This window comes from Alteromonas sp. 07-89-2 (assembly GCF_013113925.1).
Classification (GTDB): domain Bacteria; phylum Pseudomonadota; class Gammaproteobacteria; order Enterobacterales; family Alteromonadaceae; genus Alteromonas; species Alteromonas macleodii.
Genome location: NZ_VTYM01000001.1, coordinates 217,719 through 242,754 on the forward strand (window position 1 = coordinate 217,719; position 25,036 = coordinate 242,754).

Consider the following 25,036-nt stretch of genomic DNA (forward strand, 5'->3'; position numbering starts at 1 on the left):
GCTAAAAAAGTAACGGGATTATTCCCCTCTACACTTACACTTTGTATTCTCCTTCACTCCTGACAAGCATTTTTAGAACCTAAATTTACAAGGTAAAATGCTATGTCGAACAGACGCGAACAGCGCCAACAAGCACAACAATTCATTAATGAACTTGCGGGCGAAGCTTACCCAAATTCAACACGCCACTACGAGTGTGGCAGCCGTGACGATATTCGTGTGGCCATGCGCCTTATTCACCAACACGACAGTTTAGTGGGTGGAACCGAAGACAACCCTATTTTAGAGCCAAATCCGCCAATTCCTGTTTACGACACTTCAGGCCCCTACGGCGACCCACAAGAAAACATAGATGTGCACAAAGGCCTAGCTCCGCTTCGCCAAACGTGGATTGAAGAACGTAGCGATACCCTTGAATTAGAGGGCGTTTCGTCAAGCTTTGCAAAAGAGCGTGAAAACGACATTTTTACCGAAGATTTCCGCTTTATTCGCAGCCGCAAACCACTAAAAGCGAAAGCGGGCAGAAACGTTACCCAGCTTCACTACGCAAGACAAGGCATTGTTACCCCTGAAATGGAATACATTGCCATTCGCGAAAACATGGGCCGCCAAGCCATTAAAGATGCAGAGCTAACGCAACAGCACAAAGGCGAGCACTTCGGCGCGAATTTGCCCGACACCATCACGCCTGAGTTTGTTCGTCAAGAAGTGGCCGCAGGCCGCGCCATCATTCCATGTAACATTAATCACCCCGAACTAGAGCCGATGATTATTGGTCGCAACTTCTTGGTGAAAATTAACGCGAATATTGGTAATTCAGCAGTAACCTCGTCTATTGAAGAAGAGGTAGAAAAGCTGGTGTGGTCAACGCGCTGGGGCGCAGATACCATCATGGACCTTTCTACCGGCAGAAATATTCACGAAACCCGCGAATGGCTGCTGCGAAATAGCCCAGTTCCTCTTGGCACTGTACCTATTTACCAAGCATTAGAAAAAGTAAATGGTGTAGCTGAAGACTTAACCTGGGAAATGTTTAAAGACACCCTAATTGAGCAGGCCGAGCAAGGGGTAGACTACTTCACCATTCACGCTGGCGTGCTGCTTGAATATGTTCACCTTACCGCAAAGCGAGTTACAGGTATTGTATCGCGCGGTGGCTCAATCATGGCGAAGTGGTGTCTAAGTCACCACCAGCAAAGCTTTTTGTATGAACACTTCCACGATATTTGCGAAATTTGCGCTAAGTACGATGTGGCGCTGTCGCTAGGTGATGGCCTGCGCCCTGGTAGCGTAGCTGACGCTAACGACGACGCGCAATTCTCTGAATTACGTACCCTTGGAGAGCTGACGAAAATTGCATGGGAGTACGATGTTCAGGTAATGATTGAAGGCCCGGGGCATGTGCCAATGCATATGATTAAAGCGAACATGGAAGAGCAGCTTAAGCACTGCCACGAAGCGCCGTTTTATACCCTTGGCCCCCTCACCACAGATATTGCGCCAGGCTACGATCACTTCACCTCAGGTATTGGCGCCGCCATGATTGGTTGGTACGGCTGCGCGATGCTTTGTTACGTAACACCTAAAGAACATTTAGGCCTGCCTAACAAAGAAGACGTTAAACAGGGGCTGATCACTTACAAAATTGCAGCCCACGCAGCCGACTTGGCAAAAGGCCACCCAGGAGCACAAATTCGCGACAACGCCATGTCGAAAGCACGCTTTGAATTCAGATGGGAAGACCAGTTTAACCTTGCATTAGACCCCCACACTGCGCGCGCCTATCACGATGAAACCTTGCCGCAGGCGTCTGGCAAAGTCGCGCACTTTTGCTCTATGTGCGGCCCTAAATTTTGCAGCATGAAAATTTCTCAGGAAGTGCGCGATGTGGCTAAACAAACGCAGCAGCAAGAGTTTGAGAAAGAAAAAGGCATGAAAGACATGGCCGATGCGTTTAATCAATCGGGCGCTGAACTCTATCACACCGCTGATAGCAAGGTAGAGTTGCCATGACAAACAGCCACCTAACCACACCCGTACTTGAGCCGCCTAGCATTAGGCTGCCGGTGATATGGTGCATAGGGGGCGTTGACTCAAGCGGCGGAGCGGGAATAACCCGCGACGCCATTACGCTTGCCAATTTAAATGTTCATGCCTGTGTGCTAACCACACAACTTACTGTGCAATCAAACCAGCATCTGCTTAGCAAAGAAAGTATGAGTGCATCTGCATTGAACCAGCAGTGGCAAGTGCTTTACGAAGATACGCCACCACGCGCTATTAAAATTGGCGCTATCGCAAACGATGAACAAGCACTGTTGCTTTGCGCCCGTATGCAGTCGTTAGTGAGCCCTCGCCCCTTTGTAATATGGGACCCTGTGTTGTGCTCTTCATCTGGAGGTGTACTGAGCGACTTAAGTGAAAGCGTGATCAACGAACTGTTAACCACGGTAGATTTGGTAACGCCAAACATTGATGAACTCGCGAAACTCACCCACCTCTCTGTTAACGATGATAAAAGCCTGCAAACTGCAATAAATCGACTTGTTGGAAAAGGCGCAAAAAGCGTTTACGTGAAAGGCGGTCATGCACAATGGCAAAAAACGGTATGCGACACCTATTTTTGCTCATCACACTCGCTTTATTTTAGACAACCAAAAAACAGCAAAGGTGATCTTCGTGGTACAGGATGTATGTTAGCGAGTGCCATTGCGGCATTTGTTGTTCACGACTATTGCATTGAAGACGCGCTAACCTTGGCGAACGCTTATGTGAGTGAAGTAAGACATAACACGCTCGGCGTATCTGATAACAACCTCCCCATCACGACTACTTCGAGTCGACATAAAGCGGCTAGCCCGCCTGCTTACTTCGCAAGGGCTAATGGTTTTCCCGCACAGGCGGCTAGTTTTCCACAGGTTAGTTTTCATTGCCGTAACACTGTTTCTAAAAGAAATGCTGCGGGTGTTGATAAAACTCCACACAACAAAAAAAGAGTAGAAACGACACTGGCAGGCAATGCTTTCTTCCCCGCACTCACCAACACTAAGTTGGGTATTTATCCCGTGGTAGATAGCGTTGAGTGGATTGCGCGGCTTTGGCCGACGGGCGTAAAAATCATCCAACTGCGAGTGAAAGAAGGCTCTCAATATGCTATTCGCCAACAGATAAAAGAAGCAATGGAGTTAGTAGAACACACTGACTGCCAATTATTTATTAACGACCACTGGGAGTTAGCCATAGAGCTTGGTGCTTACGGCGTGCATTTAGGCCAAGAAGATCTGCACACTGCAGATTTAAACGCCATTCGAAGCGCCGGGCTAAGGCTGGGCATTTCAACTCATGGGTTCGCTGAAATTCAGTGTGTTCGCGCTTTAAACCCGTCTTACATTGCCCTTGGTCATATATTTCCAACCAATACCAAAGACATGCCGTCTAAGCCCCAGGGTGTAGAGCGCTTGGCAAAATATGTGAAGCTGTGTGAAGGCGTACCCACCGTCGCCATTGGCGGTATTAACTTATCGCGTATAAGTGACGTGGCTAAAACCGGCGTAAATGGTATTGCAGTTGTGAGCGCTATTACACATGCAGAGCATCCGCTGCAAGCATACAAAACGCTGGCTCAGGAGGCGGGTTTTGCATAGTCAATCAACACATAGTACCGCGACTGACTCAGTCAATAACGCCAGAGGTCCAGTTAATCCCGCTAATGGCTTCGCTAACCGCCAGCTTGAACATCAAGATATACAGCGTTACAGCAGGCAGCTCTTGCTCGACTGTGTCGACCACGCCGGCCAGCTTAATTTGGCAAACGCACACGCTCTGGTTGTGGGGCTAGGCGGCCTAGGCAGCTTAACCGCCCGCTATCTAGCTGGCGCAGGTGTTGGCAATATTACATTGATAGATGGCGATACTGTCGATATCAGTAATTTGCAGCGCCAGGTTAGCTACAATGAAATGCACTTAGGCGAGCTTAAAGCCAAGTCGCTTTATAACGAACTTCGCAAAGTTAACTCTCACTTAAACATCCAATTTAAAAGCCTTTTTGCCGATAGTAACAACTTACCAACTTTAATTTCGTCAGCGACTTGCGTACTGGATTGCACCGACAACATGACGGTAAGGCGCCAGATTAATGCAGCGACTTACCGTGCATCTATTCCGCTTTTTATTGCGGCTGCTAGCGGGCTTACATGGCAAGCACTGAACTTGCCGCAAAACTCAAACTCCTGTGGTTGTTACGAGTGCCTAGTGAACAGGATTTCCGTGCGTGAAGACTGCATGAGCAAAGGCGTACTTGGCCCCGTTGTTGGTATGGCTGCTTGTCATCAGGCAACGCAAGCTTTGTTGTTTTTAGCAAAAGGATTCGACGCAGACATTAAATGGGGACACTGCCTAACTGGGAATGCAGGCCTTGGGTCGCTACAAAGCTTTGCGCTACCCCCCTCTTCTACTTGCGAGGTTTGCAATGACGCAAATTAAAGTGAACGTAAACAATCAACCTATGAACGTGATCTCGCCTATTTCACTTAGCGAGTTAATCGCCCTTAAAAAATTGAATGACGACGGTACCGCCATTGCTAGAAATGCCGCCATAGTGAGTAAAACAGAATGGTCGACCACTTATCTTAAAGATAATGACACCGTTGATATCTTCACCCTAGTTGCAGGAGGCTAATATGCTAACGCTTGCAAACCACACTTTTTCATCACGCCTTTTAACCGGCACAGGGAAGTTCAGCAACGCCGTCACTATGAAAGACGCAGTGGCCGCTGCACAAAGTAACATTGTTACCCTAGCAATGAAGCGCGTGGCGATGAATAGCGCGCAAGACGAAACGCTAACGGCCCTTCGAGAATTAGGAGTTACCCTGCTGCCCAACACATCGGGGGCTAAAAATGCCCAAGAAGCCATATTTGCAGCAGAGCTTTCTTATGAAGCGCTAGGTAGCCCATGGATAAAACTTGAAATTCACCCTGATCAGCGCTATTTGCTGCCCGACCCTATAGAAACGCTTCATGCCGCCGAGACCTTGGTAAAAAAAGGCTTTCACGTACTACCCTACTGCGGGGCAGACCCTGTTTTGTGTAAACGCTTAGAAGAAGTAGGCTGCGCCGCTGTTATGCCGTTAGGTGCTCCCATAGGCAGTAATCAGGGCTTACAAACTAAGCCTTTTTTGCAGATTATTGTGGAGCAATCGACTATTCCAGTCATTGTCGATGCGGGTATCGGCAAACCCAGTGAAGCCATGGCGGCAATGGAAATGGGCGTAGATGCGGTGTTGGTGAATACAGCTATTGCCACTGCCCAAAACCCTGTTGCCATGGCAGCGGCCTTTGCAAATGCTGTGGAAACAGGCCGAAAAGCGTTTGAAGCAGGGCTTGGTGCTACCAGCAACTTTGCGCAGGCCTCTAGTCCGCTTACTGCCTTTTTGGAGCCAACGGTATGAAGGTAGCACAGGCACTAATGCAGCAAGACTTAACTCATCTAGCTATGTCAATTAACAGTAAAACCGCGAGTGATGTTGAGCACGCATTAGGTAAAGAATCACTTTCACTTGATGACTTTATGGCGCTTATCTCGCCAGCCGGCTCACATTACTTAGAAGCCATGGCAAGTCGCGCGCAGGCACTAACCCGCCACCGGTTTGGCAATACCATGCAGCTATTTGTGCCTTTGTACCTGTCGAACCTGTGTGCCAATGAATGTACTTATTGCGGCTTTACCATGAGTAATAAAATAAAGCGCAAGACCCTATCTATAAGTGAAGCGCTCACTGAAATTGAAGCTATTAAAGGTATGGGCTTTTCTCAGGTGTTGCTGGTAACTGGCGAACACGAGACTAAAGTGGGCATGGATTATTTCGAACAAACCCTTAGCGCCATTCGCGACAAGATAAGCTACCTTATGATGGAGGTGCAGCCGCTAAAAAGGGAACAGTACCAAACGTTAAAACATCTAGGGTTAGATGCCGTACTGGTATACCAAGAAACCTATTCGCCCCAACAGTACGCCAGCTACCATACCCGGGGTAAGAAACAGGATTTTTTATGGCGATTAGAAGCCAGCGACCGCATAGGGCAAGCGGGTATCGATAAAATAGGTATTGGTGCGCTACTAGGTTTAGGTGACTGGCGGGTTGATAGTGCGATGACCGCCCTTCACGGCAAACTAATCCAGCAGTACTATTGGCAAAGCCGTGTATCTATTGCCTTTCCGCGTCTTAGAAGCTGTGAAGGTAATAGCACTGGCGGCAACGTTCTTACCAATAACAAACTACCTAACGAGCGAGATCTGCTGCAGCTGATATGTGCTCACCGCTTGTTTAATCCGCAAGCAGAATTATCCCTGTCCACCCGCGAGTCGGCAGTATTTAGGGACGGCGTGATGCCGCTGGGTATCACATCGATGAGTGCTGCGTCGCAAACTCAACCTGGCGGATACAGCAAACCCTCACAGGCATTAAATCAGTTTGATATTGATGATAATCGCTCTGTACCAGAAGTGATAAACGCGATGGCAAGGCAAGGATTAGAACCTGTTTGGAAGGATTGGATGCAATTTAGGCTCTAGCCGACAAAACATCCGAACCAGGATAGCAATATTTATCCTGTGCTACGCCGTATTTATCTCGCATACTTTCGCTTTAAATCGACAATAGTCTTGCGCTCATTGGTTTTCTTTAACTCTAAACCTTCGTAACTAAGACTTACTTCGTAGTTTTGAATATTAGGAGAAAACCTCTCTTTCCGGTGGTTACTATTTTTTGAAACAGTATGTGCCATATACACCTCCTATAACTAACAACTCTACCTCGTTACAGTATAAATAGCTATATTGGGTTTGATTCCAAGCCTTTAGTTTGAGAAAGAACATTAGTTTTTTTAAGGCAAAATAAATAAAAAATTTGTTTTGCTTTCGCGTAAAACCCTCCGTAGAATCCGCCCAAATTTTAGCCAGACACTTTATCTATGCGTCTGGCTTTTTTGTCTTATTTATCTCATATTAAAGTTATCAAAACTTAAGGGCAGTGCGTTGGATACCGTTGAATTTATTCAAATTCGTAGATTTATAGTGAAGCTTGGCAAAATGCTGCACAAGTATGGTACCCCTGCGTTTCGTCTGGAAGCTTACCTAGGTGAAGTCGCCAAGTATTTAGGTGTACACGCGTCATTTATTTCTACGCCTACGTCGCTAACTTTCGTTATTTGGAGCGATCGTCACGAAGACGAGTACAACCACGCAGCCCGTTTACTTCCTGGCGAACTAGACATGAATGCGCTGTCGCTCACTGACGAACTTGCCAGCGAGCTTTTGTCTGGCAATTTAACACTGAGCGAAGCAGACAAGCGTTTAAACGAAATAGATGCCATGGGCAGCCCTTATGGCAAAGGAATAACCGGCGTCGCCTTTGCCATGGCAACCGGCGCATTTGCCATGCTAATGGGTGCAAGCTGGAGCGAAATTGGCTGGTCAGCCGCTTTAGGAATTGTGGCTTATTTGTGGACACTATGGGCGCAGCAGTCCAAGCGCGTAAACTTAATGCTAGAGCCTGTTACCGCGTTTGTTGGTGGTATTCTTGCCTGCGCCATTGGCCAGTACGTTGACCCTGGCATTAATATCCCTTTGGTTGTGCTTTCGTCGGTCATTGTCTTTGTGCCTGGGCTTGCGCTGACTATGGGCCTTGCTGAGCTTTCATCTCGCAATATGGTGTCGGGCACGGCCCGAACAATGGACGCTATAATGCAGCTTTTCAAACTGTATTTCGGTGCGTTTTTGGGCGTATCTATAGGTTTTAGCGCGTTTGGTGAGAACGTATATACGCCAGCAGAATCATTACCGTATTGGGCAACCTGGCTAGCGGTGTTCCTACTGTGCATTGCCCTAGTAGCCATTTTTAGAACCCGTGTTAAACATATTCCTTGGGCATTGGCTGCGGCGTTTATTGCCTACAGCGCAACTGCATGGAGCTCAGACTACATGAGCCCAGGGCTTGGCGCATTCGTGGGAGCCTTTGCATTAGGTATTTTTGCTAACGCGTTTACGCGCATTGCCAATCAGCCAGCGACTATTGTGGCAATGCACGGTCTTATTGTGCTGGTGCCGGGGTCTAAAACCTATATTGGCTTGAACTCGTTTATGACCGGCCAAGACTTTGTAAAAGCCGATCATTTGGGCCAAGAAGTGTTTCTTATTTTCATGTCGCTAGTGGCGGGGTTAATCTTTGCTAACGTAGTCGTGCCCACTAAGAAAGCGTTGTAACAGCATAATCATCGGGCAGCCTGAAAGGGCCAAGCCTGTTACGCAAATCTATGACGCAAAATGATAACGCTGCCTTGTAAGTGCCAGATCCCTTTAAATAAGGGTAGGCAAAAGCAGCGCAACCAGAGACGGTGTAAACAAAATCAGTGTAGTGAAAAGCGTAGCTAAAAGCGCTATTTAAGTAGTTTAATTAACGCTCTTCCTAAACGGGCGTTGAGCGCACCGGCAGCAATGGCTTCAGCCGAGTTTTCCATAAACTTGGCCGACAAGCTGCCGCCAATTTGATTGGCCACTTCATCGGTGGCCAAGTCGAACACGCCCTGCGCCGCTATGTTTTGTGCCAGTACCTTTAGTAGCTTCCAATTGCCCGCTGTGCTTGGTCGTAACCCATACACACGGGCCATACGGCGAATAGTGCGAAAGCTAATCCAAACCACGGCAAAGGTTTGAATAAGGTTGTTGGGGCTGATAAACGCCAGGCTTCCTGCGGTTACCGACTCTTTATTGAGCACCTTGTGTGCTTTTTCCTGAACAGGCTTTAATACTGTATCTTCGTAAAGACCAAGTCGTTCTGGCCCTGTCATGTCGTCTTGAAGCTGCTGCTTATAACGGTCAAAACAATGGGCCGCGTAAGAACCGCGAGAAAAACGTTTTCCGTGCTGACTTAACACACTGTCTATTTTTTGTGGCGATGTTTCACTTCCTCTATTAGCCAACAAACCACGGATTACACCGGCATCTTCCATCGCCGTATTAACTTGTTTATAGCCGCGCCATTCTTTAAAGCTTAAAAAGCTGAAACAGCTTACAAACCCCACCAGTAGCGCACCCAAAACTCCTGTACCAATGGGGTGCTCAGAAACGTTCGCAGCAAGGGTGGTATAAGCTTCAAAAACGAAAAAGCCAATTAACGACACTACACCAAAGCCCAAGGTGGCGGCACCTAACGAAATACCATCTTTTTGCGCATCTACTTCCCACACGTCTTCACTGACTTGCTGTGGAAGTTTGGTTTCAGGCTGCGCAATATCTAATGTTTGCGTTTTCACTTTGGTTTTATACTGCGGTTTGTTTACCGCACTATTATTTTGCTCGCCCTGTGACGCTGTTTGAGGTTGCGTATCTGCATTACCTTGCCGATCGCTATTCGCGCCATAAAGCGCATCGCTTCTTATATTAGATGAACTGCTCATATTGGACGAACTGATGGAGTCGGGCGAGCTAGACGGCTCTGGGCTTTCATCAAATATATAAGGTTTATCGCTCATTCTCGCTCTCCTTTGCCCAGTAAAAACTGAAGCAATCTATCTACACCCTTGCCTGCTAAAATACGTGCTTTGAAATCGCTAGGCACACTCACATCTGGTACCGGGAAGTGACTGCCCTCTTCCATTTCTTTTAGCGTGCTAGGTATGGGTTCAAACGTAGATTCAACGTAACGACCATCCGTGTCTTTGTAGCGAATAGCATCTTCATTACTGCCCTCGTCGGTGACTTGCATGCTAGACACTAAAAAATGTTCAAACTGAATCGGTTTACCGTCGAACCGCGCTCGTGCCCCTTCGGTAATTTGGGTAAGCAAGTTAAGTAAATTACCGCGCTGACTTACCGGCACCAAGTCAGACTTGGTGGCCACAAACGCCACCTTGCCAATCTGCTCTTTTTTCAGCATATTGCGCGAAAACCACGTACTTTGCCCGTACACAAAGGTATCGGCCAAGTGGCTTAGGGTTTCCTTTAACTGATACAAATGCTGCCTGCTGTGGTTAAGCCCTTCAAACAGGTCTACAAGAATAATTTGCTTATCGGTTTCTTTAAAAATGGACTGTTTTAATGGCGTTAACCACCCGCTTTGAAACTTCGAAAAATGCTTATCAAATATTTTAAACCATGGGTGCGACACGTCGCTGGTAATGCTTGAGGGCAGCGGCGTAAAGCCAAAGGCCTGCCAATCAAAGTCGCTCGACTCCAATAAAAAGCTACCCGGCTGAAGCAAAGATATACCGTTAGCTTTAGCTTCAACCAAATAATCGCGGTAGGCATTAACAAGCAACTGAATGCGCTGTTCTGTGGGCTCTTGTTCAAAGTCGAATTGATTAACAAAGGCTTTCCATTGGCTTGCAAAATATTGCTGTGGCCCGCTACTAAGTTGCGCCCATGCAGAGTCTGACCAATGCGCATAGGTTTTACTTAACATGGGAATGTCCGTCACCCATTCCCCTGGGTAATCAATAAATTCAAACACCACTTCGCTATGGGGCAAAACATGGCGCTTCAGCGATGCGGTTTCTTTCAAACGTACTACTAACTTAAAGCCAAACGCTTCTTCGGTAGCTTTTGGCCACTGGCCGTTTTCAAGATCAGCTATATTCTGCAAATGTGGAAAGGGTTTATAGCCCTCAATAGGCGCTATGTGCATATCTAGCACTAGAGAAGGTGGTAAGTATCGCAATAACGGCAAACACGCATAGCCTTCTTCACTTCGACTTTTCAGCATGGTGATAAGGCTGGTGAACAGCATGGACTTGCCACTTCGACTAAGCCCAGTAATGGTGAAGCGGTGCGTTTCTTTATTAAACGCACTACTTAGCTTGTCGCCAGTTAGCGACGCTAATTCCCGAGTTTTGTCAAAAAGCGTAGCGATATTCTTTTGCATTATTTTTGTTTGCTGCCTTTGCTGTTCCTATAGCCTTGAACCTATTACCTTGGCCTACTGCCTTAAAGATAAGGTGCCGCGAGGGGTGCTTTCGCTTCGTTGCCCTCACTTCATTATAGATATGACTTAAAGAGTAATGTGGTTACTGAGGGATAAAAGCAAGGGCGGTGCCAGCTAAGTTATCACTGTGAAATAAAAAACGCGTTGGCTATTTAATGCTCGCGGGTCTGGTTAAAGAGCTTTTTCTTTATGCGGTTTTTGCTGGAATGCCAGTGATTCTTGGGCTTGCGCGGTGCATTTTCGATTACGTGTTCAAAATCGATATCTGACTTTTTCGTCGGTGGTACATGGGCGCAAAAGAATGTATCAATTTGTGACTGAGCCAGCCTTTTTAAGCTTTCACGGTATTGGTTTGGGTGACATAAAGGGTATGGCGGCACTAACTCTCCTTTAACCTGTACCAATACATCGGCTATGTAAGCCTGCTGCGTGGGAATATGCGCAAGGGTTAGGTCATGATCGGTATGGCCTGGCGTGTACATTACCTGCCAATCAGAAAAGCCCGGTAGGGTTTGATTGTCTTTAAGCGTGATGTCTGGCGCTAATATCGGGTTGTACCAAATGGGCATTCTTGGTTTGCCAATACGATTTGCCACCCACCAGGTTAATAGCAAGTCGATACCGTGAGCGGTACGCCCCGCGAAACCCGAATACCAGTTAGCCGCCTTAGGATGAGACGCCACCTGCGCACCTGTACGCTTGCGCAACGCAACAGCGCCACCGGCGTGGTCAGGATGCATGTGGGTAACCACAATAAGCTTCAAGTGGGTTAACGGGCGCCCTAGGGTTTGGGTAATGTAATTGCACACATTGTCTACATCGGCACGACTACAACCATCAAGCAACAGCAGGCCACTTTTATCTTCAACAAGATAAATATGCTGTATGTAGCCCGCTAATGTGTGAATTTTCATTATTACTTCCTTTCACCCGAACCTGCGTCGATAGCATTAAATCCTATCAGAACCTATCTGGTAAGACCAGATTCAGCGAACAAGTGTAGCATTAAATCGCGAAGCCACATCAGCCCGGGTTCGCCTTCTTGCTGGCTATGCCAGTAAAGGTGCGTTTCCAGTGCAGGTATTTGATAAGGCAGTTTAGTGCTTAGCAGGTTATCGTCGCTTACTGCATCGGCCACAGAACCCGGCAGGGTTAACAAAGCCTCGGTATTAGCCACCACATCTGCTGCCGCCCGGTAATTTTGGCAACGCCATAGAGAGGGCCGACTTACGCCTAATTGTTGCAGCGCAATTTCTTCTACCGACGCGCCTTTAGCGCGGTTAGATACCGTAATATGACGTGCAGCCACGTACTTTTTCTTATCTAAATTCTGCGCCAAGGGATTTTGCTTATTCATAAGCACTTTGTAGGTATCGCGACGTAAAAGCGAATGGAAAATAGGTGCAGCAACGGCGCGGCCAATATCAATGACCAAATGAAGGTTTCGGTTGGTTAAATCAGCTAGTATGGTGTCACGATGTAAGCGAGTGCTTACTATCTCAATATTAGGAGCTTGTTTTTCTAAGGTAGAAAGCAGTACGGGCAAAACCCCTAACTCTAATGACTCTTGCATAGCAATAACAAAGCGCTGATGGCTGTGTAACGGGTTGAAGTTAGCAAACTCCCCTAGCGCTTTTCGAATATCGCTCAAGGCTTTCAATATAGCGGGGGCTAACCGTTCACAGGCTGCGGTGGGCAGCATACTTTGCTTTTCTTTTACAAAAAGCGGGTCGCCTAAAATATCCCGAAACCGGCGCATGGCATGGCTAACTGCCGATGGCGTAATGTGCAGCGCTTCAGCCACCCGGGTCATGTTTCTATGCTGCCAAAGAGCTTCAAACACCTTCAGCAAATTCAAATCGAGCTTTTCAAATTGTCTGTCTTCAAGCATTCGCCAAACCATGAATAAAATTCACACCATTTAAGGATTATATTTCATTTCATTCACTGAGCAAGTTTCTCTAGTATGAGCCTAACGAAGTACATTCGCGCGCCCTATTCGATGATCACAATACATGGTTTTGCGCGCTTGGATAAACAACCCGACCATGTGATGCGAAACTCAAATACGCTGTTTCTAAGCATTACAAATTAAAGCGAACAATATAAAGATAAAGGTACCCTATGGATTTCTCACATAACGACAAAACCAAAGCCTTATTAGAAAAACTTGATAACTTCATTGCTGAACATATCGCGCCAATCGAAAATGAAGTTTATGACTTTCACCATAAGGAAAATAATCACGGCGATTGGAAAAGCTGGAAGCTACACCCTGGTACCGAGGCACTAAAAGCCAAAGCACGTGAAGCAGGCTTGGCGAATTTATTTCTGCCAGATGCTGAACTAGGTCAGGGGCTAACCACACTTGAATATGCGCCAATGGCTGAGCGCATGGGTAAATACCTCTTTGCCCCTGAAATATTTAACTGTAATGCACCTGACACCGGCAACATGGAAGTGCTGTATCACTTTGGTAGCGATGCACAAAAAGAACAGTGGCTGACACCATTGCTGGCTGGTGAAATTCGTTCAGTATTTGGCATGACAGAACCTGATGTTGCATCGTCTGATGCGACCAACATGGCCGCAACCATTATTGAGGATGGTGACGATGTCGTTATTAACGGCAAGAAGTGGTGGTCGACAGGCTTAGGCCATCCTAACGCGGCATTCACGATATTCATGGGTCTTAGCAACCCAGAAAATGACAAGCACAGCCGCCACAGTATGGTAATAGTGCCGCTAGACACACCCGGAATTACTATAAAGCGTATGCTAGATGCTTACGGCGATTACGACGCGCCATACGGCCACGGCGAAATGCACTTTGATAATGTTCGAGTAAGTAAGAACAACATTATAATGGGTTTAGGCAAAGGATTTGCGATAGCACAAGGTCGCTTAGGCCCAGGCCGCATTCACCACTGCATGCGCGCTATCGGTATGGCCGAAAAAGCATTAGAGCTTGCGCTTAAACGGGGTCACGAACGGGTTGCTTTTGGTAAGCCCATCATTCGTTTAGGAGGTAACCTAGAGCGCGTTGCTGATGCTCGCATGGCAATAGAGCAAGCGCGTTTGCTTACCCTTCACGCAGCATGGAAGATAGATAACCTTGGCGTTAAACACGCTATGACAGAGATTTCAGCCATCAAAGTAGTAGTGCCGAACATGCTGCAAAGCGTAGTAGATATGGCACTACAAATTCACGGCGGCGCAGGCATGTGTAGCGACTTCCCACTCGCCCGTTTTGCGGCTGGCGCAAGAGCCCTTCGCCTAGCTGACGGCCCAGACGAAGTGCACAAAGGTATGGTGTCGCGCCTAGAGCTTAAAAAATATCAGTAGCAAAAGCTTACACAAAAAAACGCGGCCTAACATAAGATAGGCCGCGTTTTAATTTAACGTTTAATAGTCTTTCTTGGCTTGCTCTTTACGCGCTTCGATATTCTGGTGCAACGCATCTAACTGAGCAAAACTTTCGTACAATTCAGGATGCGTAGCGATAAGGGCAGCCACGTGCTTAAAGGCATCTTTGCGCTGTTCCCTTGTAAGGAATACGATGTGGTCATCTGTCGGAAGACGACTTATATCAAAGCCGGGGGAAGAAGAAGACATTAATGCCGTTTGCGTTGCGATAGCACGAAAATCTTTCAAATAACGTGGCTCACACTGTTTTTTGGCTATCTTCGACCCTATCGGACGATGATAGCTACACAGTACATCGTACTTAGCTGTCTCGTTGATGGTGTTATATAAATCTAAAAATTCGAAGCGTTGTTTATCAAACGCATTTTTAAGCTGAGCAATGGTTTTCTGCCCTGCAACCTCTATTCGCTCCATGCTCTCTTTATCCGATTCTGGCTTGTCTGTTTGGGCAAGCGCAAAGCCTGACGCAGAAAGTAAAAAAACAGTGCCAAGCGCCTTAAAAACAGACGAGAGTGAAGCCATTGATGCGCGTTTCATAAAAGGTCCTTTTTTTTGGATGTAACACCACAGTAGCAAGCGCCTAAATTTTAAGCAAGGCGCTTATGCTTTAGTCCATGACAATTATTAGTACCTTTGTACTAGCAGCGCTATTCGCCCTTCATGCCTTCTTCTTTACGCGCTTTTATACGTTCGTGTATGGCATCAAGCTTTAAGAAGCTGTCTAACAACTTAGGGTGGGTTGCCACTAGCGCTGCCACATGCTTATAAGCTTCTTCACGGGTATCTTGTGTTAAGAAGCGTAGCGTGTCGTCGCTAGGCAAGCGGTTAAAGTCGATACCAGGCTGCGTTGACCAGGTCTGCACCGTTAAGGCACGAAAATCAATCATGTATCTGGGTTCGCACAACTTGCGAGCGATCTGACTGCCGGTAAATTTGCGCCATTTACAAATTACGTCGAACTGGGCATCTGTGTTAACGGAATTATATAACTCAATAAACGCCATTTGCTGCTTTTAAAAGGCACGCTTCAATTGAGGTGTGGTTTTCTCGCCCTGTACGTCGATAGTTTCAACAGACTGTCTATCGGGTTGAGCTAATACCGGCAAGTTCATACCAAGGCACAAAATAGCAGTACTAAAGAACAATGGTACTTTCTTCATTGATTGCATAACGTTTTCCTTAATAAGTCTCACTCTCATAACATTAGGCATTGGTTAATTTACAATCAAATTAATTAAGGTTAAGTCTGCGTTCTTCTATATCTAGCTTTTTAAAACGTAGCTGAATGTTAATCGTAGGCGTTTTTTGCGCTTGCACTTTAAGCTCGTCATTTAACGAATGCGTGAAAAGTAATATAAATTTTAATAAAAAGCTTCTCACTCTCGCAGTTTCAAAACCCTGTGCTATGTTTTTTTCATAGGTAGTGTAAAGGAGATGCCCCGTGTACGGCATGATAAACAAATTTATATCCACAACAGTAATTAATCGATACGGCCAATCTGCATGGGATGAAATAAAAACATCCTTGGGAGATTACGAGTCGACCTTTCTAGAAGTACAGCCATATAGTGATGAAGTGACATTCGGTATTGTTGGTGCGTCTGTTGAGCATCTAAACGTAGACTTAGCCGTATTTCTTCGTCAAATGGGGGAAGACTGGGTAAAAGAAACATCCCAAGGCAGCTACAAAGAAATGTATTCGCTGGTCTCAGGCGGCGCATTTGAATTTATTTCCAATTTAAACAACATGCACCAAGTAATTTCAGCTCAGCTGGAAGAGCTAGTGCCTCCATCGTTTCTATGCGAGAAAAACGACGATGGCAGCATCACTATTCATTATCACTCATCACGAGACGGCCTTGAGCCTTTTGTGGAAGGCCTACTAATGGGTGTGTGCGAACACTTTAATCAGCCGGCAATAATTTCAACCGTTAAACTGCGAGACGAAAACAACCCGTTTAGCACCTTTCGCATCGACTTTAAATGAGCTAGCCAGTGCAATCACAAACGTTTCAATTAGATTTTGATGAAAAGCTCAACATTGTTAATTTCAGTAATGCGTTTGGCAAAGTATGCCCTGAGCTTACGGTAAACGCACCGTTTTCAGAGCTATTTAAGCTTGTGGCACCACAGCTGCCTTTAAGCACCCAAATTATTAAAATGTTCAACGGGCAGCTTATTACTCTTTGCCCCATTAGAAGCCCCTCCTTCGTTTTTGGTGGCGCGTTCTACGAAGTAGATGGCAACTATTGCTTTATCGGTTATCCGCAGCTAACCAACATGGGGCAGCTGTCGAAAATGAACCTGGCGTTAAACGACTTTGTGCATCACGACCCCATCAACTTTTACATTGGCACGCTTCAGCTAAAAGAAAGCATGTATCAGGAAATGATACAGCTAAATGACGAGTTAAAAGCGAGCGCAAAACATTTGGAGAAATTGGTAGAGCAGCGCACACAGGAGCTATTGCATGCAGAGAAAATGGCGTCGCTTGGTGTGCTGGCAGCTGGTGTAGCCCATGAAATAAATAACCCGATAGGCTTCTTGTTAAGCAACTTAAATACGCTAAAAAGTTATATGGACGATATCGCCCCGCTTCTTACCAAGCTTAACAACTTGCCTGACAAAGATAAGGAGCAACTCGATACGCTCACCAACATTGCGGTGAACTGGGATAACATTGATTTCATTTGCGAAGATATAGGGCCTTTAATTGACCAAAGTATCGATGGCAGTAAACGGGTAAGTAAAACCGTAGCGGGGCTAAAAAGTTTTGCCCACCCGTCAGACTCAAAACAAGAAGTCATGTCGATTCAACAGGCTATCGATTTAACCCTGTCGCTACTTAATAACGAGCTAAGGCACAATGTAACCCTTCACTATGAACGGGAAAACGATGTATATATCAACGGTAACTTAACCGAACTAAGCCAAGTTTTTATTAACCTTGTAATGAACGCTACCCAGGCAGTAGAAAAAGACGGCGTTATTTCAATTAAAACTGAAGAACTTGAGAATTCGGTAAAAATTTACATCGCCGATAATGGCTGCGGTATTTCATCAGATAACCTACCCAAGCTCTTTCAGCCATTTTTTACAACGAAGGAAGTAGGCTCAGGCACGGGACTGGGTTTAGCCATTAGCCACGGCATTATTGAAAATCACAATGGCAGCATTTCAGTGGAAAGTAAGGAAGGCGTGGGCACCACGTTCACAATTGAACTACCGCTTGCTGATAGCGAAGCAATAGCAGAAAGTTAACGGGCGACGCCTTCGTCACAACCGTCAGTGAATGAAGACGGCGCAATACGCCCACCGCATTACGCTAAAACACGTATTAATACGGCGGGCGTATAGCGCAATTAAAACGTATACGACGCACTTAGCTGGGCGTTAATGCCTGCGCCGTAATAACCCACGGTGTGTAGGCTGTTAATGTACTTCTTATCGAAGATGTTATTGATGTTCATGCGAACAGTAAGATCTTCAGTAAACGCGCGTGATGCATACACATTACCTAAGAAATACGCGCCTTGTTCAACGTTATAATCCACATTGCTTATTTCAGACTGCCAGCGACCGCCAAAACCCAGTTCTACTTCTGGTGCTTGCGGTACTGTGTACGCTAGCTGAAAGGTTACTACGTCACGCGGTGCCCATAAGTTAGCATCGTTACCTTGCTCGTCTTCTACGTCAATAGCGGTGTAAGACGCATTAACACGCAGAGCATCGGTTACCTGCCCTGCTACTTCAATTTCAAAACCGTCAGACTCTACCGACACGCCTTTGTAGTAGTACTGAAGCGTGTCTGGGTTAGTGCCAGCGTAGGCCGCCAAATTGTCTTGCTCTGCAGTGAAGTACGCGAACGTGGTTAATAAACGGTCATCGAACCACTGGGCTTTCACGCCTGCTTCAAAGTTTTGGCCTTTAGTTGGGTCAAGGTACTGCCCGTTGATGTCGTACTGCTCTTGCGGCTGGTACACATCTGAATAACTTACATACGCGTTCACGTCTTCTGTTACCGCGTAAGTAGCGCCAACGTAAGGGCTGGCTTCGCTTTCTGAGTTATCGATAACGGCGCCAGCGTTTTGCCCTGTACGCTCAAAATCAATAGCGTTGAAACCAGCAATAACATGCATTTCATCGGTAACGCTGAAACGCGCAGAACCGAAGTAACGGGTTAGGTTTTGCTCAATGTTTGAATACTCTGAAGCGGCAAGCCAATCAGGCTCGGCAATAGCATCTAACGCATAAGGGAACGCAGGCGTTGGCCCATAGGCAGGTGTAGTGGCATAATCAAAAGCGTGAACGAAAGACACATCGTCGCTGGTAGCGTGGCTTACCCCAAAGTTCACTTCATGGTTGCGACCGAATAGCGAAAAATCACCAAAAACACGGCCTTCTACTAGATGAGAATCGCGCTCAGAATCGTATCGACCCGGCCAGCCAACCAGGCCTAAGCCTGTGTCTTTATCAATTGCGCCGTAGGCGTAAAACAGTTTGCTTTGATCTTCAAAGTCGCGGTAGTTATAGCTAAGCAGTAGCTGCCAATCGTTATCGAACACATAGTCTAGCTCTACAAACGCATTGGTGGTTTCGGTATCCCATTTCGTCCACTCTTGGGTAGTGGTATCGCTAATGTCCCACTCGGCTTGGGTGCCTTCGGTATAGTTAAACACTAGCCCGCCCCAGGTGTTGCCGTCGGTATTAGCATCTTGGTAAGACAACCCAAAGGTTACTGTAGCATTGTCGGTTAACTGACCGTCGATAACACCGTAAACAAAGCTGCGATCGTTCTCTAGGCCATCAAGGTGCGACTCTTTATCTTCAACACTGGCTACTACGCGAGCTGCCCAGCTGCCGTCTTCGGTAAGCAGCATTGAATAGTCGCCCTGTACGCGCTTAAAGTTGTACGAGCCAATGCTTGCGCCAATTTCACCGCCCTCTTCGTTAGTTGGGCGCTTGCGCACATAGTTAATGGTACCCGACGCATTACCCACACCGGTTAAAAGGCCATTGGCACCACGAATAACTTCAATTTCTTCATAACCGTACGCTTCAACAGAGCCGGTAACAATACCCCAGTCGTTCGGCAGGCCTACACCGTCAATTTGAGTGTTTTTAATTTCAAAACCACGGGCCGTATAGTTGGTACGGTTAGTTTCCCACTCTTCTACGTTGATACCCGGCGCTAGCTTTAGCGCATCGTTTATATTAAACGCACCGAACGACTGCATTAGGTCTTCAGAAAGAATGCTAATAGACTGAGGCGTTTCGCTAATTTCCATGGTTAAGCCCGTTGCGCCGCGGCTAACGCGGTTTTGACGAACGCCAACAATACGAATTTTTTCAACGTCTGCTTCTTTTACTTCTACCGTATCGCTTTGCGTAGTTTGCGCATTTACCGACAACGCAAACGCGATAGGCGTTAGTGCAAATAAACTGCTTAATTTCATGGTTTTCTCTGTTATTGGTTTTGAAGGGTTTGGATGTTTTCGGGGCAGGAGTATAAAACAGCTTAAGCTTAATTTAAATGACAATTATTTCTATTTACATTAAAAATAGAGCAATAAAACAGAGAATGGACGCAAAACTAGATAGCGCTTCTAAGCCATACTACCAATGGTGCTTTTAAACCTTTTAAGCGCTATAAAATAAAACGCACAACCAATAGCTAAAAGCGCCAATAACTGAGGATATATAACGCTAACGCCCGCCCCTCGATACAATACCCCTTGGGAAGCCATTACGAAGTGCGTATTGGGCATTAGCAACATTGCGTGTTGAATGAATTCAGGCATGCTTTCTCTTGGTGTTACACCACCAGAAAGCAACTGTAGCGGCAATAACACTAAGATGAGTAACAATCCGAACTGGGGCATAGAGCGTGCAATAGTGGCCATAAAAATACCCATACTCGATACGGCGAATAACTGTAAAGCAACAGCCACCATGAAAAGCCATATTTCGCCATTGATTGGTACGCCAAGTACCCATTGAATAATTAAATACACCGAAAGCAAGGTAGTAACCCACACAACTACCCCCGAAGCTAACAGTTTAGAAAGCATAATTTCACTGTCTGACACTGGCATAGCTAACAGGTGCTCTATAGTGCCGCGCTCTTTCTCTCGAATAAGCGCAGCCCCAGACAAAATTATGGCTACCATTGTTACAGCATTAATAAGTTCCATAACAGAACCAAACCAAAAACTTTCAAGCGCGGGGTTAAAGCGGGCTCGCATGATCAGTTCGACAGGGTAAACAGTGTCAGACTTATAACCCTGTAAATATGCGTTCACTTCATCGGTGATTATTTCAGTAATGTAACCATTACCGGTAAACGCCTGGCTAATACGCGTGGCATCAATGTTAACCTGAACGTCGGGCTGTAACCCAGCCATAATGTCTTTTTCAAACTCAGGGGGAATGGTAACCACAAAGGTATACTTACCTGTGTCTAAATACGTGTCGGCTTCATTACTTTCAATGATATCTGGCGCTAGAAAATAGGGAGGGTAAAAAGCATCTATCACTCGATTAGATATCTGCGAGTTGTCGTGATCAACAAAGGCAATGGGCGCATTGTGCAAAGATTCGGGTACCGCAGTGGCCGCAGTGTAAATGTTTACTGTAAACACATAAGCAATGAGAATAAGCATGGCCGGGTCGCGCCAAAGACTCCAAAGCTCTTTTATACTTAACTGGGTTACATTTTTAATTTCCACGGTTTAGCGCTCCTGCTTGCGCAACAAAACAGTGGCAAGCCACAGTGTAATTGGAATAGAAATAGCAATGGCAAACACTGCAAAATCAAGCGTACCAAAGCCTAACCCTTTGCTAAATATTCCCCTACTAGCAGTTAAAAAATAACTAATGGGGTGAAGCTCTCCTATTAAGCGCCCTGCCCCTTCTAAGGCAGAAACTGGCGTTATCATGCCTGCAAACTGCACAGCCGGAACCATGGTGCCAATGGTGGTAAGCAAAATTGCGGCAATTTGACTGTTCGTAAAAACTGAAGCCAACAAACCAAAGCTGGTAGAAAAAGTAACGAATAACAACGTTATAATGCATAGCACCAGCATATCCCCTTTTAATGGGATATCGAAAAGCCACACTGCCATTGCAACTAACAGCAAGAAGCTAACAAACGAAGTAGCGATATAGGGTAGCTGCTTGCCCAACAAGAACTCGATGCGTGTAACTGGTGTGACGTACAAATTGATTATCGAGCCTAGCTCTTTTTCACGCACCACCGCCAGCGACGTTAAAAGCGCAGGGATCATCAACAATAACATGGGCATTACCGCAGGTACGATTGCCACTAAGCTTTGAACATCTGGATTATATAAATAGCGTGATTCCACATTAATACTGCTGGTCGACTGCACTTGGCTAGCTTGTGAAGCTTGCTGCAAAAGCCATTTCAAGTGAATACCTGTTACATAACCCTCTATCGTTTCTGCCCGTGATGGCATAGAGCCATCAATCCATGCCCCTATTTCTACCTGTTCGCCCTTATGCAGCTTTTGGCTAAATTCGGGGGGAATTTCCACAGCCAATGAAAGCTCGCCGCTTTTCATTCGCCGGTCCATATCGGCGTAACTGGTTATAGCAGGCTGCTCATTAAAATAGCGTGAGCCAGATAAAGCATTGCGATAGTTAAGGCTAGTAGAAGTTTGATCGCGGTCGAATACAGCATAGCTTAAGTCGTCGACATCCATAGTGATGCCATAGCCAATTACTACCATTAACACCATGCTGCCTAGGAACGACATAGTTAAGCGAATAGGATCGCGAATAAGTTCAAGGGTTTCGCGCGAAGCGTAGCTTAACAACCGTCGTAAGCCTTTTGCGCGTTTGCTTGGTGGTGTGGTTTTATCTGCACTAAAACTTTCTTGCGCGCTTTGCTCTGGCTTTTGAGCCTGGTTCGCAGGCGTTTGTGCTTCAACTAAGTAATCGATAAACGCGCTTTCTAACGTATCGGCAGATTTAGATGCTTTTATGGCCTCAGGTGTGTCGGTTACCAACACTTCGCCTGCATGCATTAGCGAAATTCTGTCGCAACGTACTGCCTCATTCATAAAATGAGTAGAGATAAAAATGGTTACGCCGTCTTTTCGCGCTAAGGAAATAAGCAACTGCCAAAAGTTATCTCGGGCAACTGGATCTACGCCAGAAGTGGGTTCATCTAATATTAATACTTCAGGTTTATGAACCATGGCCACGGCTAATGACAAACGCTGGCGAATACCAAGCGGAAGGTCGTTCGGTAGGCTGTGTTGATGATGGCTTAAGGCAAAGCGGTTAAGCATTTCATCTACCCGCGAATTTAGTATCTTGCTAGCTACTTTGAATAGCTTGGCATGAAGCGTAAGGTTTTGCCGAACGGTTAATTCGGTATACAAAGAAAAGCTTTGCGACATATAACCTACGCGGTAGCGGGTGTTGATATCGTTAGCAGCAAGCGGGCTGCCCAGTAACCATGCCTCGCCAGAGGTTTGCGGCAACAGGCCAGTAAGCATTTTCATGGTGGTAGACTTACCACAGCCATTCGAGCCTAGAAAGCCAAAAATTTCGCCTTTCCCAATAGTAAAGCTAACGTTATTTACTGCCGTAAAATCGCCAAACTTCATAGTAAGATTTTTAGCTTCAATAGCGGTTTTGGTATGCTCACTAGCTTTATAAGGCTGCACAACTACGTTGCGATGCTGCTGCTTTGCGCCTGCGGGTAAAAGCGCTATGAATGCCGCTTCTAAATTGGTGGTTTGCGTTTCCTCAAGCAATGACGCTGGCGAGCCACTTGCCAGTATTTCACCTGCATTTAACGCTATTAGATGATCAAACTGTTGGGCTTCATCCATATAGGCTGTAGCTACCAGTACCGTAATATTCGGCTGGGCTTTGCGGATATCTTTAATAAGCGACCAAAATTGACTGCGGGCAAGGGGGTCTACCCCTGTGGTGGGTTCGTCTAAAATAAGTAAGCGGGGGTCGTGTATTAAGGCACAGCACAAACCGAGCTTTTGCTTCATTCCACCAGACAACTTACCAGCCGGACGCGATAAAAACGGGTAAAGCCCGGTTCGTTTGGTAAGGTTATCTATTCGAATGCGACGCTGCGCGCGATTATGCCCAAAAAGTTTGGCAAAAAACTGTAAGTTTTCTTCTACCGATAGCGTGGGGTATAAATTTTTACCTAAGCCTTGCGGCATATATGCAATGTCGGAACATATAGCGGCGCGGTGCTTTTCATCACGAATATCGCCACCAAGTACCTGCAACTGCCCCTTTTGCATAACTCGCTCGCCGGCAATAAGCGATAGCAACGTAGATTTGCCCACACCGTCAGGCCCAATAATGCCTACCGTCAGGCCTGCGGGAATAGAAAGGGCAATATTGTGAATGGCCGTGGTGCTTTTGTAGCGAACCGTTAGCGCATTGCACTCAATAATATTGCTCATTAGTCGACAAGCTCAGGTAGGTCGCTAGGCCATTCGGCGTTGTCATTTAACTTAACCCATACTTCACCTGGCAGCCCCGTTTTCACTTTCTCAATGTGCTGCTTTAACAAATCTATAGGAATTTGTGCTTTAACCCTGAACATTAGCTTTTCTCGTTCGCTTTGGGTTTCAACCGACTTAGGTGTAAATTGCGCCACATCGGCAACGTAAGAAATGGTAGCCGGAATAGCTACATCGGGCGCAGCATCAAGCACAATGCGAGCTTCACCGCCCATTGTTAGCTTGCCCACCTGCGTGGCAGGTAAAAAGAATGTCATGTATACGTTTGTTAGGTCGACCAAACTAAGTACACGGCCACCTGCGCCAACAACTTCGCCAGGCTCTACAACACGGTATTGAATGCGCCCACTACGTGGTGCTTTTAACACCATATCGTTAATTTCAGACTGAATTTGCGCAATAGTGGCATCGGCCGCACTTACTGCCGCCTGTGCAGAGTAATATTGCGCACGCGAAGCTTCAATGGTGGCATCGGCCGCTGTTAAACGAGCATTAGCAGCATTTACCGCTGCCTTTGCGCTTTCAACAGTGGTTAGATTATCTTCTGCCAATTGCTTAGACACTGCACCCGTTTTTGACAATTCATTAGTACGGGCAGCATGCGCTTCGGCGGCTTTTAGCTCGGCTTTAGTTTGTAGCAATGCAGCTTGAAGTGCTGACTTTTCGCTTTGGCGCTGTGCAACCGCCATATTTGCAGCTTCTACCGCACTTTTAGCTTGCTGACGCTGCGCCTTGGCCTGCTGAAGCTGGCTATTAATGGTAGTGGTATCGAGTTTAGCGACCACATCACCCGCCGTTACTCTGTCACCTTCGTTCACATAAATTTCTTCTACACGGCCTGCCACTTTAGCTGAAATACCAATTTCAGTAGCTTCAATGCGCCCATTCCCCGACACTACATCAACATTTTCAGGGCCACTAAAAATAGTGCTAACAACCACAACCAAAAACACAACGAACATAATAGATAAAATAAACGGCGTTTTTTTCACAGCGGCGCTCCCTGCGGTCTAACAATAAAGGTGAGAAGTGGCGAAAACGCCAAGGTTAATAGCTTAAGTATACTGAGTAGTGCACTTTAGACTTTGCGCTGGATCAAACTTTTGG

The 25,036-nt window shown here is 46.3% G+C and carries 21 protein-coding genes; 10 read left to right on the top strand and 11 right to left on the bottom strand.

Annotated features, from left to right (window positions below; genetic code table 11):
- The first annotated feature begins 102 nt into the window (after positions 1-102).
- The 7 genes from thiC to F0261_RS00980 all read left to right on the top strand — a co-directional run bounded on the left by thiC (position 103) and on the right by F0261_RS00980 (position 8,263).
- On the top strand, positions 103-2,013 hold the full coding sequence (gene thiC / locus F0261_RS00950; protein ID WP_216600660.1) for a phosphomethylpyrimidine synthase ThiC: 1,911 nt from the start codon (positions 103-105) through the stop codon (positions 2,011-2,013).
- A complete protein-coding gene (gene thiE / locus F0261_RS00955; RefSeq protein WP_171336970.1) occupies positions 2,010-3,644 on the top strand; it encodes a thiamine phosphate synthase in 1,635 nt (544 codons plus the stop codon). Before thiC ends, thiE begins: the two co-directional genes overlap by 4 nt.
- Positions 3,645-3,744: 100 nt before the next feature.
- A complete protein-coding gene (locus F0261_RS00960) occupies positions 3,745-4,482 on the top strand; it encodes a ThiF family adenylyltransferase (protein ID WP_367613845.1) in 738 nt (245 codons plus the stop codon).
- Positions 4,469-4,678 (top strand): sulfur carrier protein ThiS, encoded by a 210-nt coding sequence (gene thiS / locus F0261_RS00965; protein ID WP_039221097.1) that lies wholly within the window; start codon positions 4,469-4,471, stop codon positions 4,676-4,678. The genes F0261_RS00960 and thiS overlap by 14 nt, the downstream gene beginning before the upstream one ends.
- Position 4,679: 1 nt before the next feature.
- The gene (locus F0261_RS00970; protein WP_171336972.1) at positions 4,680-5,450 is read left to right on the top strand and encodes a thiazole synthase; all 771 of its coding nucleotides are present in this window, start codon (positions 4,680-4,682) and stop codon (positions 5,448-5,450) included.
- The gene (thiH, locus tag F0261_RS00975) at positions 5,447-6,574 is read left to right on the top strand and encodes a 2-iminoacetate synthase ThiH (RefSeq protein ID WP_171336973.1); all 1,128 of its coding nucleotides are present in this window, start codon (positions 5,447-5,449) and stop codon (positions 6,572-6,574) included. Before F0261_RS00970 ends, thiH begins: the two co-directional genes overlap by 4 nt.
- Positions 6,575-7,036: 462 nt before the next feature.
- The gene (locus F0261_RS00980) at positions 7,037-8,263 is read left to right on the top strand and encodes a threonine/serine exporter ThrE family protein (RefSeq protein WP_039221102.1); all 1,227 of its coding nucleotides are present in this window, start codon (positions 7,037-7,039) and stop codon (positions 8,261-8,263) included.
- 173 nt (positions 8,264-8,436) lie between these two features.
- Here F0261_RS00980 and F0261_RS00985 read toward each other — a convergent pair whose 3' ends face one another.
- From F0261_RS00985 to F0261_RS01000, 4 genes are all read right to left on the bottom strand, one after another.
- Positions 8,437-9,531, bottom strand: coding sequence for a YcjF family protein (locus tag F0261_RS00985; protein WP_171336974.1), 1,095 nt, complete (start codon positions 9,529-9,531; stop codon positions 8,437-8,439).
- Positions 9,528-10,919, bottom strand: a complete 1,392-nt coding sequence (locus F0261_RS00990; protein ID WP_171336975.1) for a YcjX family protein — start codon at positions 10,917-10,919, stop codon at positions 9,528-9,530. The genes F0261_RS00985 and F0261_RS00990 overlap by 4 nt, the downstream gene beginning before the upstream one ends.
- Positions 10,920-11,131: 212 nt before the next feature.
- Positions 11,132-11,893 carry an MBL fold metallo-hydrolase gene (locus tag F0261_RS00995; RefSeq protein WP_039221108.1) on the bottom strand — a complete coding sequence of 254 codons (762 nt, stop codon included), beginning with the start codon at positions 11,891-11,893 and terminating at the stop codon, positions 11,132-11,134.
- Positions 11,894-11,946: 53 nt separating this feature from the next.
- A complete protein-coding gene (locus F0261_RS01000; RefSeq protein ID WP_253819149.1) occupies positions 11,947-12,882 on the bottom strand; it encodes a LysR family transcriptional regulator in 936 nt (311 codons plus the stop codon).
- Between the two features lie 221 nt (positions 12,883-13,103).
- Here F0261_RS01000 and F0261_RS01005 point away from each other — a divergent pair, with 221 nt between their 5' ends.
- A complete protein-coding gene (locus tag F0261_RS01005) occupies positions 13,104-14,324 on the top strand; it encodes an acyl-CoA dehydrogenase family protein (RefSeq protein ID WP_171336976.1) in 1,221 nt (406 codons plus the stop codon).
- A 60-nt stretch (positions 14,325-14,384) separates the two neighbouring features.
- Here F0261_RS01005 and F0261_RS01010 read toward each other — a convergent pair whose 3' ends face one another.
- The 3 genes from F0261_RS01010 to F0261_RS19820 form a co-directional block, all read right to left on the bottom strand.
- Positions 14,385-14,942 (bottom strand): hypothetical protein, encoded by a 558-nt coding sequence (locus tag F0261_RS01010; RefSeq protein ID WP_253819150.1) that lies wholly within the window; start codon positions 14,940-14,942, stop codon positions 14,385-14,387.
- A gap of 110 nt (positions 14,943-15,052) precedes the next feature.
- Positions 15,053-15,292 carry a hypothetical protein gene (locus tag F0261_RS19815; protein WP_253819151.1) on the bottom strand — a complete coding sequence of 80 codons (240 nt, stop codon included), beginning with the start codon at positions 15,290-15,292 and terminating at the stop codon, positions 15,053-15,055.
- A 126-nt stretch (positions 15,293-15,418) separates the two neighbouring features.
- Positions 15,419-15,574 (bottom strand): hypothetical protein, encoded by a 156-nt coding sequence (locus F0261_RS19820; RefSeq protein ID WP_253819152.1) that lies wholly within the window; start codon positions 15,572-15,574, stop codon positions 15,419-15,421.
- A gap of 281 nt (positions 15,575-15,855) precedes the next feature.
- Between F0261_RS19820 and F0261_RS01020 the strand changes: the two genes are divergently transcribed.
- Together F0261_RS01020 and F0261_RS20175 are read left to right on the top strand one after the other, a co-directional pair.
- The gene (locus F0261_RS01020; protein ID WP_240618805.1) at positions 15,856-16,392 is read left to right on the top strand and encodes a heme NO-binding domain-containing protein; all 537 of its coding nucleotides are present in this window, start codon (positions 15,856-15,858) and stop codon (positions 16,390-16,392) included.
- An 8-nt stretch (positions 16,393-16,400) separates the two neighbouring features.
- Positions 16,401-17,666: a sensor histidine kinase gene (locus F0261_RS20175; RefSeq protein WP_171336977.1), complete on the top strand. Its 1,266-nt coding sequence runs from the start codon at positions 16,401-16,403 to the stop codon at positions 17,664-17,666.
- A 101-nt stretch (positions 17,667-17,767) separates the two neighbouring features.
- On the opposite strand, the gene F0261_RS01030 is transcribed toward F0261_RS20175, so the two are convergent.
- The 4 genes from F0261_RS01030 to F0261_RS01045 form a co-directional block, all read right to left on the bottom strand.
- Positions 17,768-19,861 carry a TonB-dependent siderophore receptor gene (locus tag F0261_RS01030; protein WP_171336978.1) on the bottom strand — a complete coding sequence of 698 codons (2,094 nt, stop codon included), beginning with the start codon at positions 19,859-19,861 and terminating at the stop codon, positions 17,768-17,770.
- Between the two features lie 150 nt (positions 19,862-20,011).
- Positions 20,012-21,133, bottom strand: a complete 1,122-nt coding sequence (locus F0261_RS01035; protein WP_171336979.1) for an ABC transporter permease — start codon at positions 21,131-21,133, stop codon at positions 20,012-20,014.
- Between the two features lie 3 nt (positions 21,134-21,136).
- Positions 21,137-23,869 (bottom strand): ribosome-associated ATPase/putative transporter RbbA, encoded by a 2,733-nt coding sequence (rbbA, locus tag F0261_RS01040; RefSeq protein WP_171336980.1) that lies wholly within the window; start codon positions 23,867-23,869, stop codon positions 21,137-21,139.
- Entirely contained in the window at positions 23,869-24,921 is a 1,053-nt protein-coding gene (locus F0261_RS01045) for an HlyD family efflux transporter periplasmic adaptor subunit (RefSeq protein ID WP_171336981.1), read from the bottom strand. The genes rbbA and F0261_RS01045 overlap by 1 nt, the downstream gene beginning before the upstream one ends.
- Between the last annotated feature and the right edge of the window lie 115 nt (positions 24,922-25,036).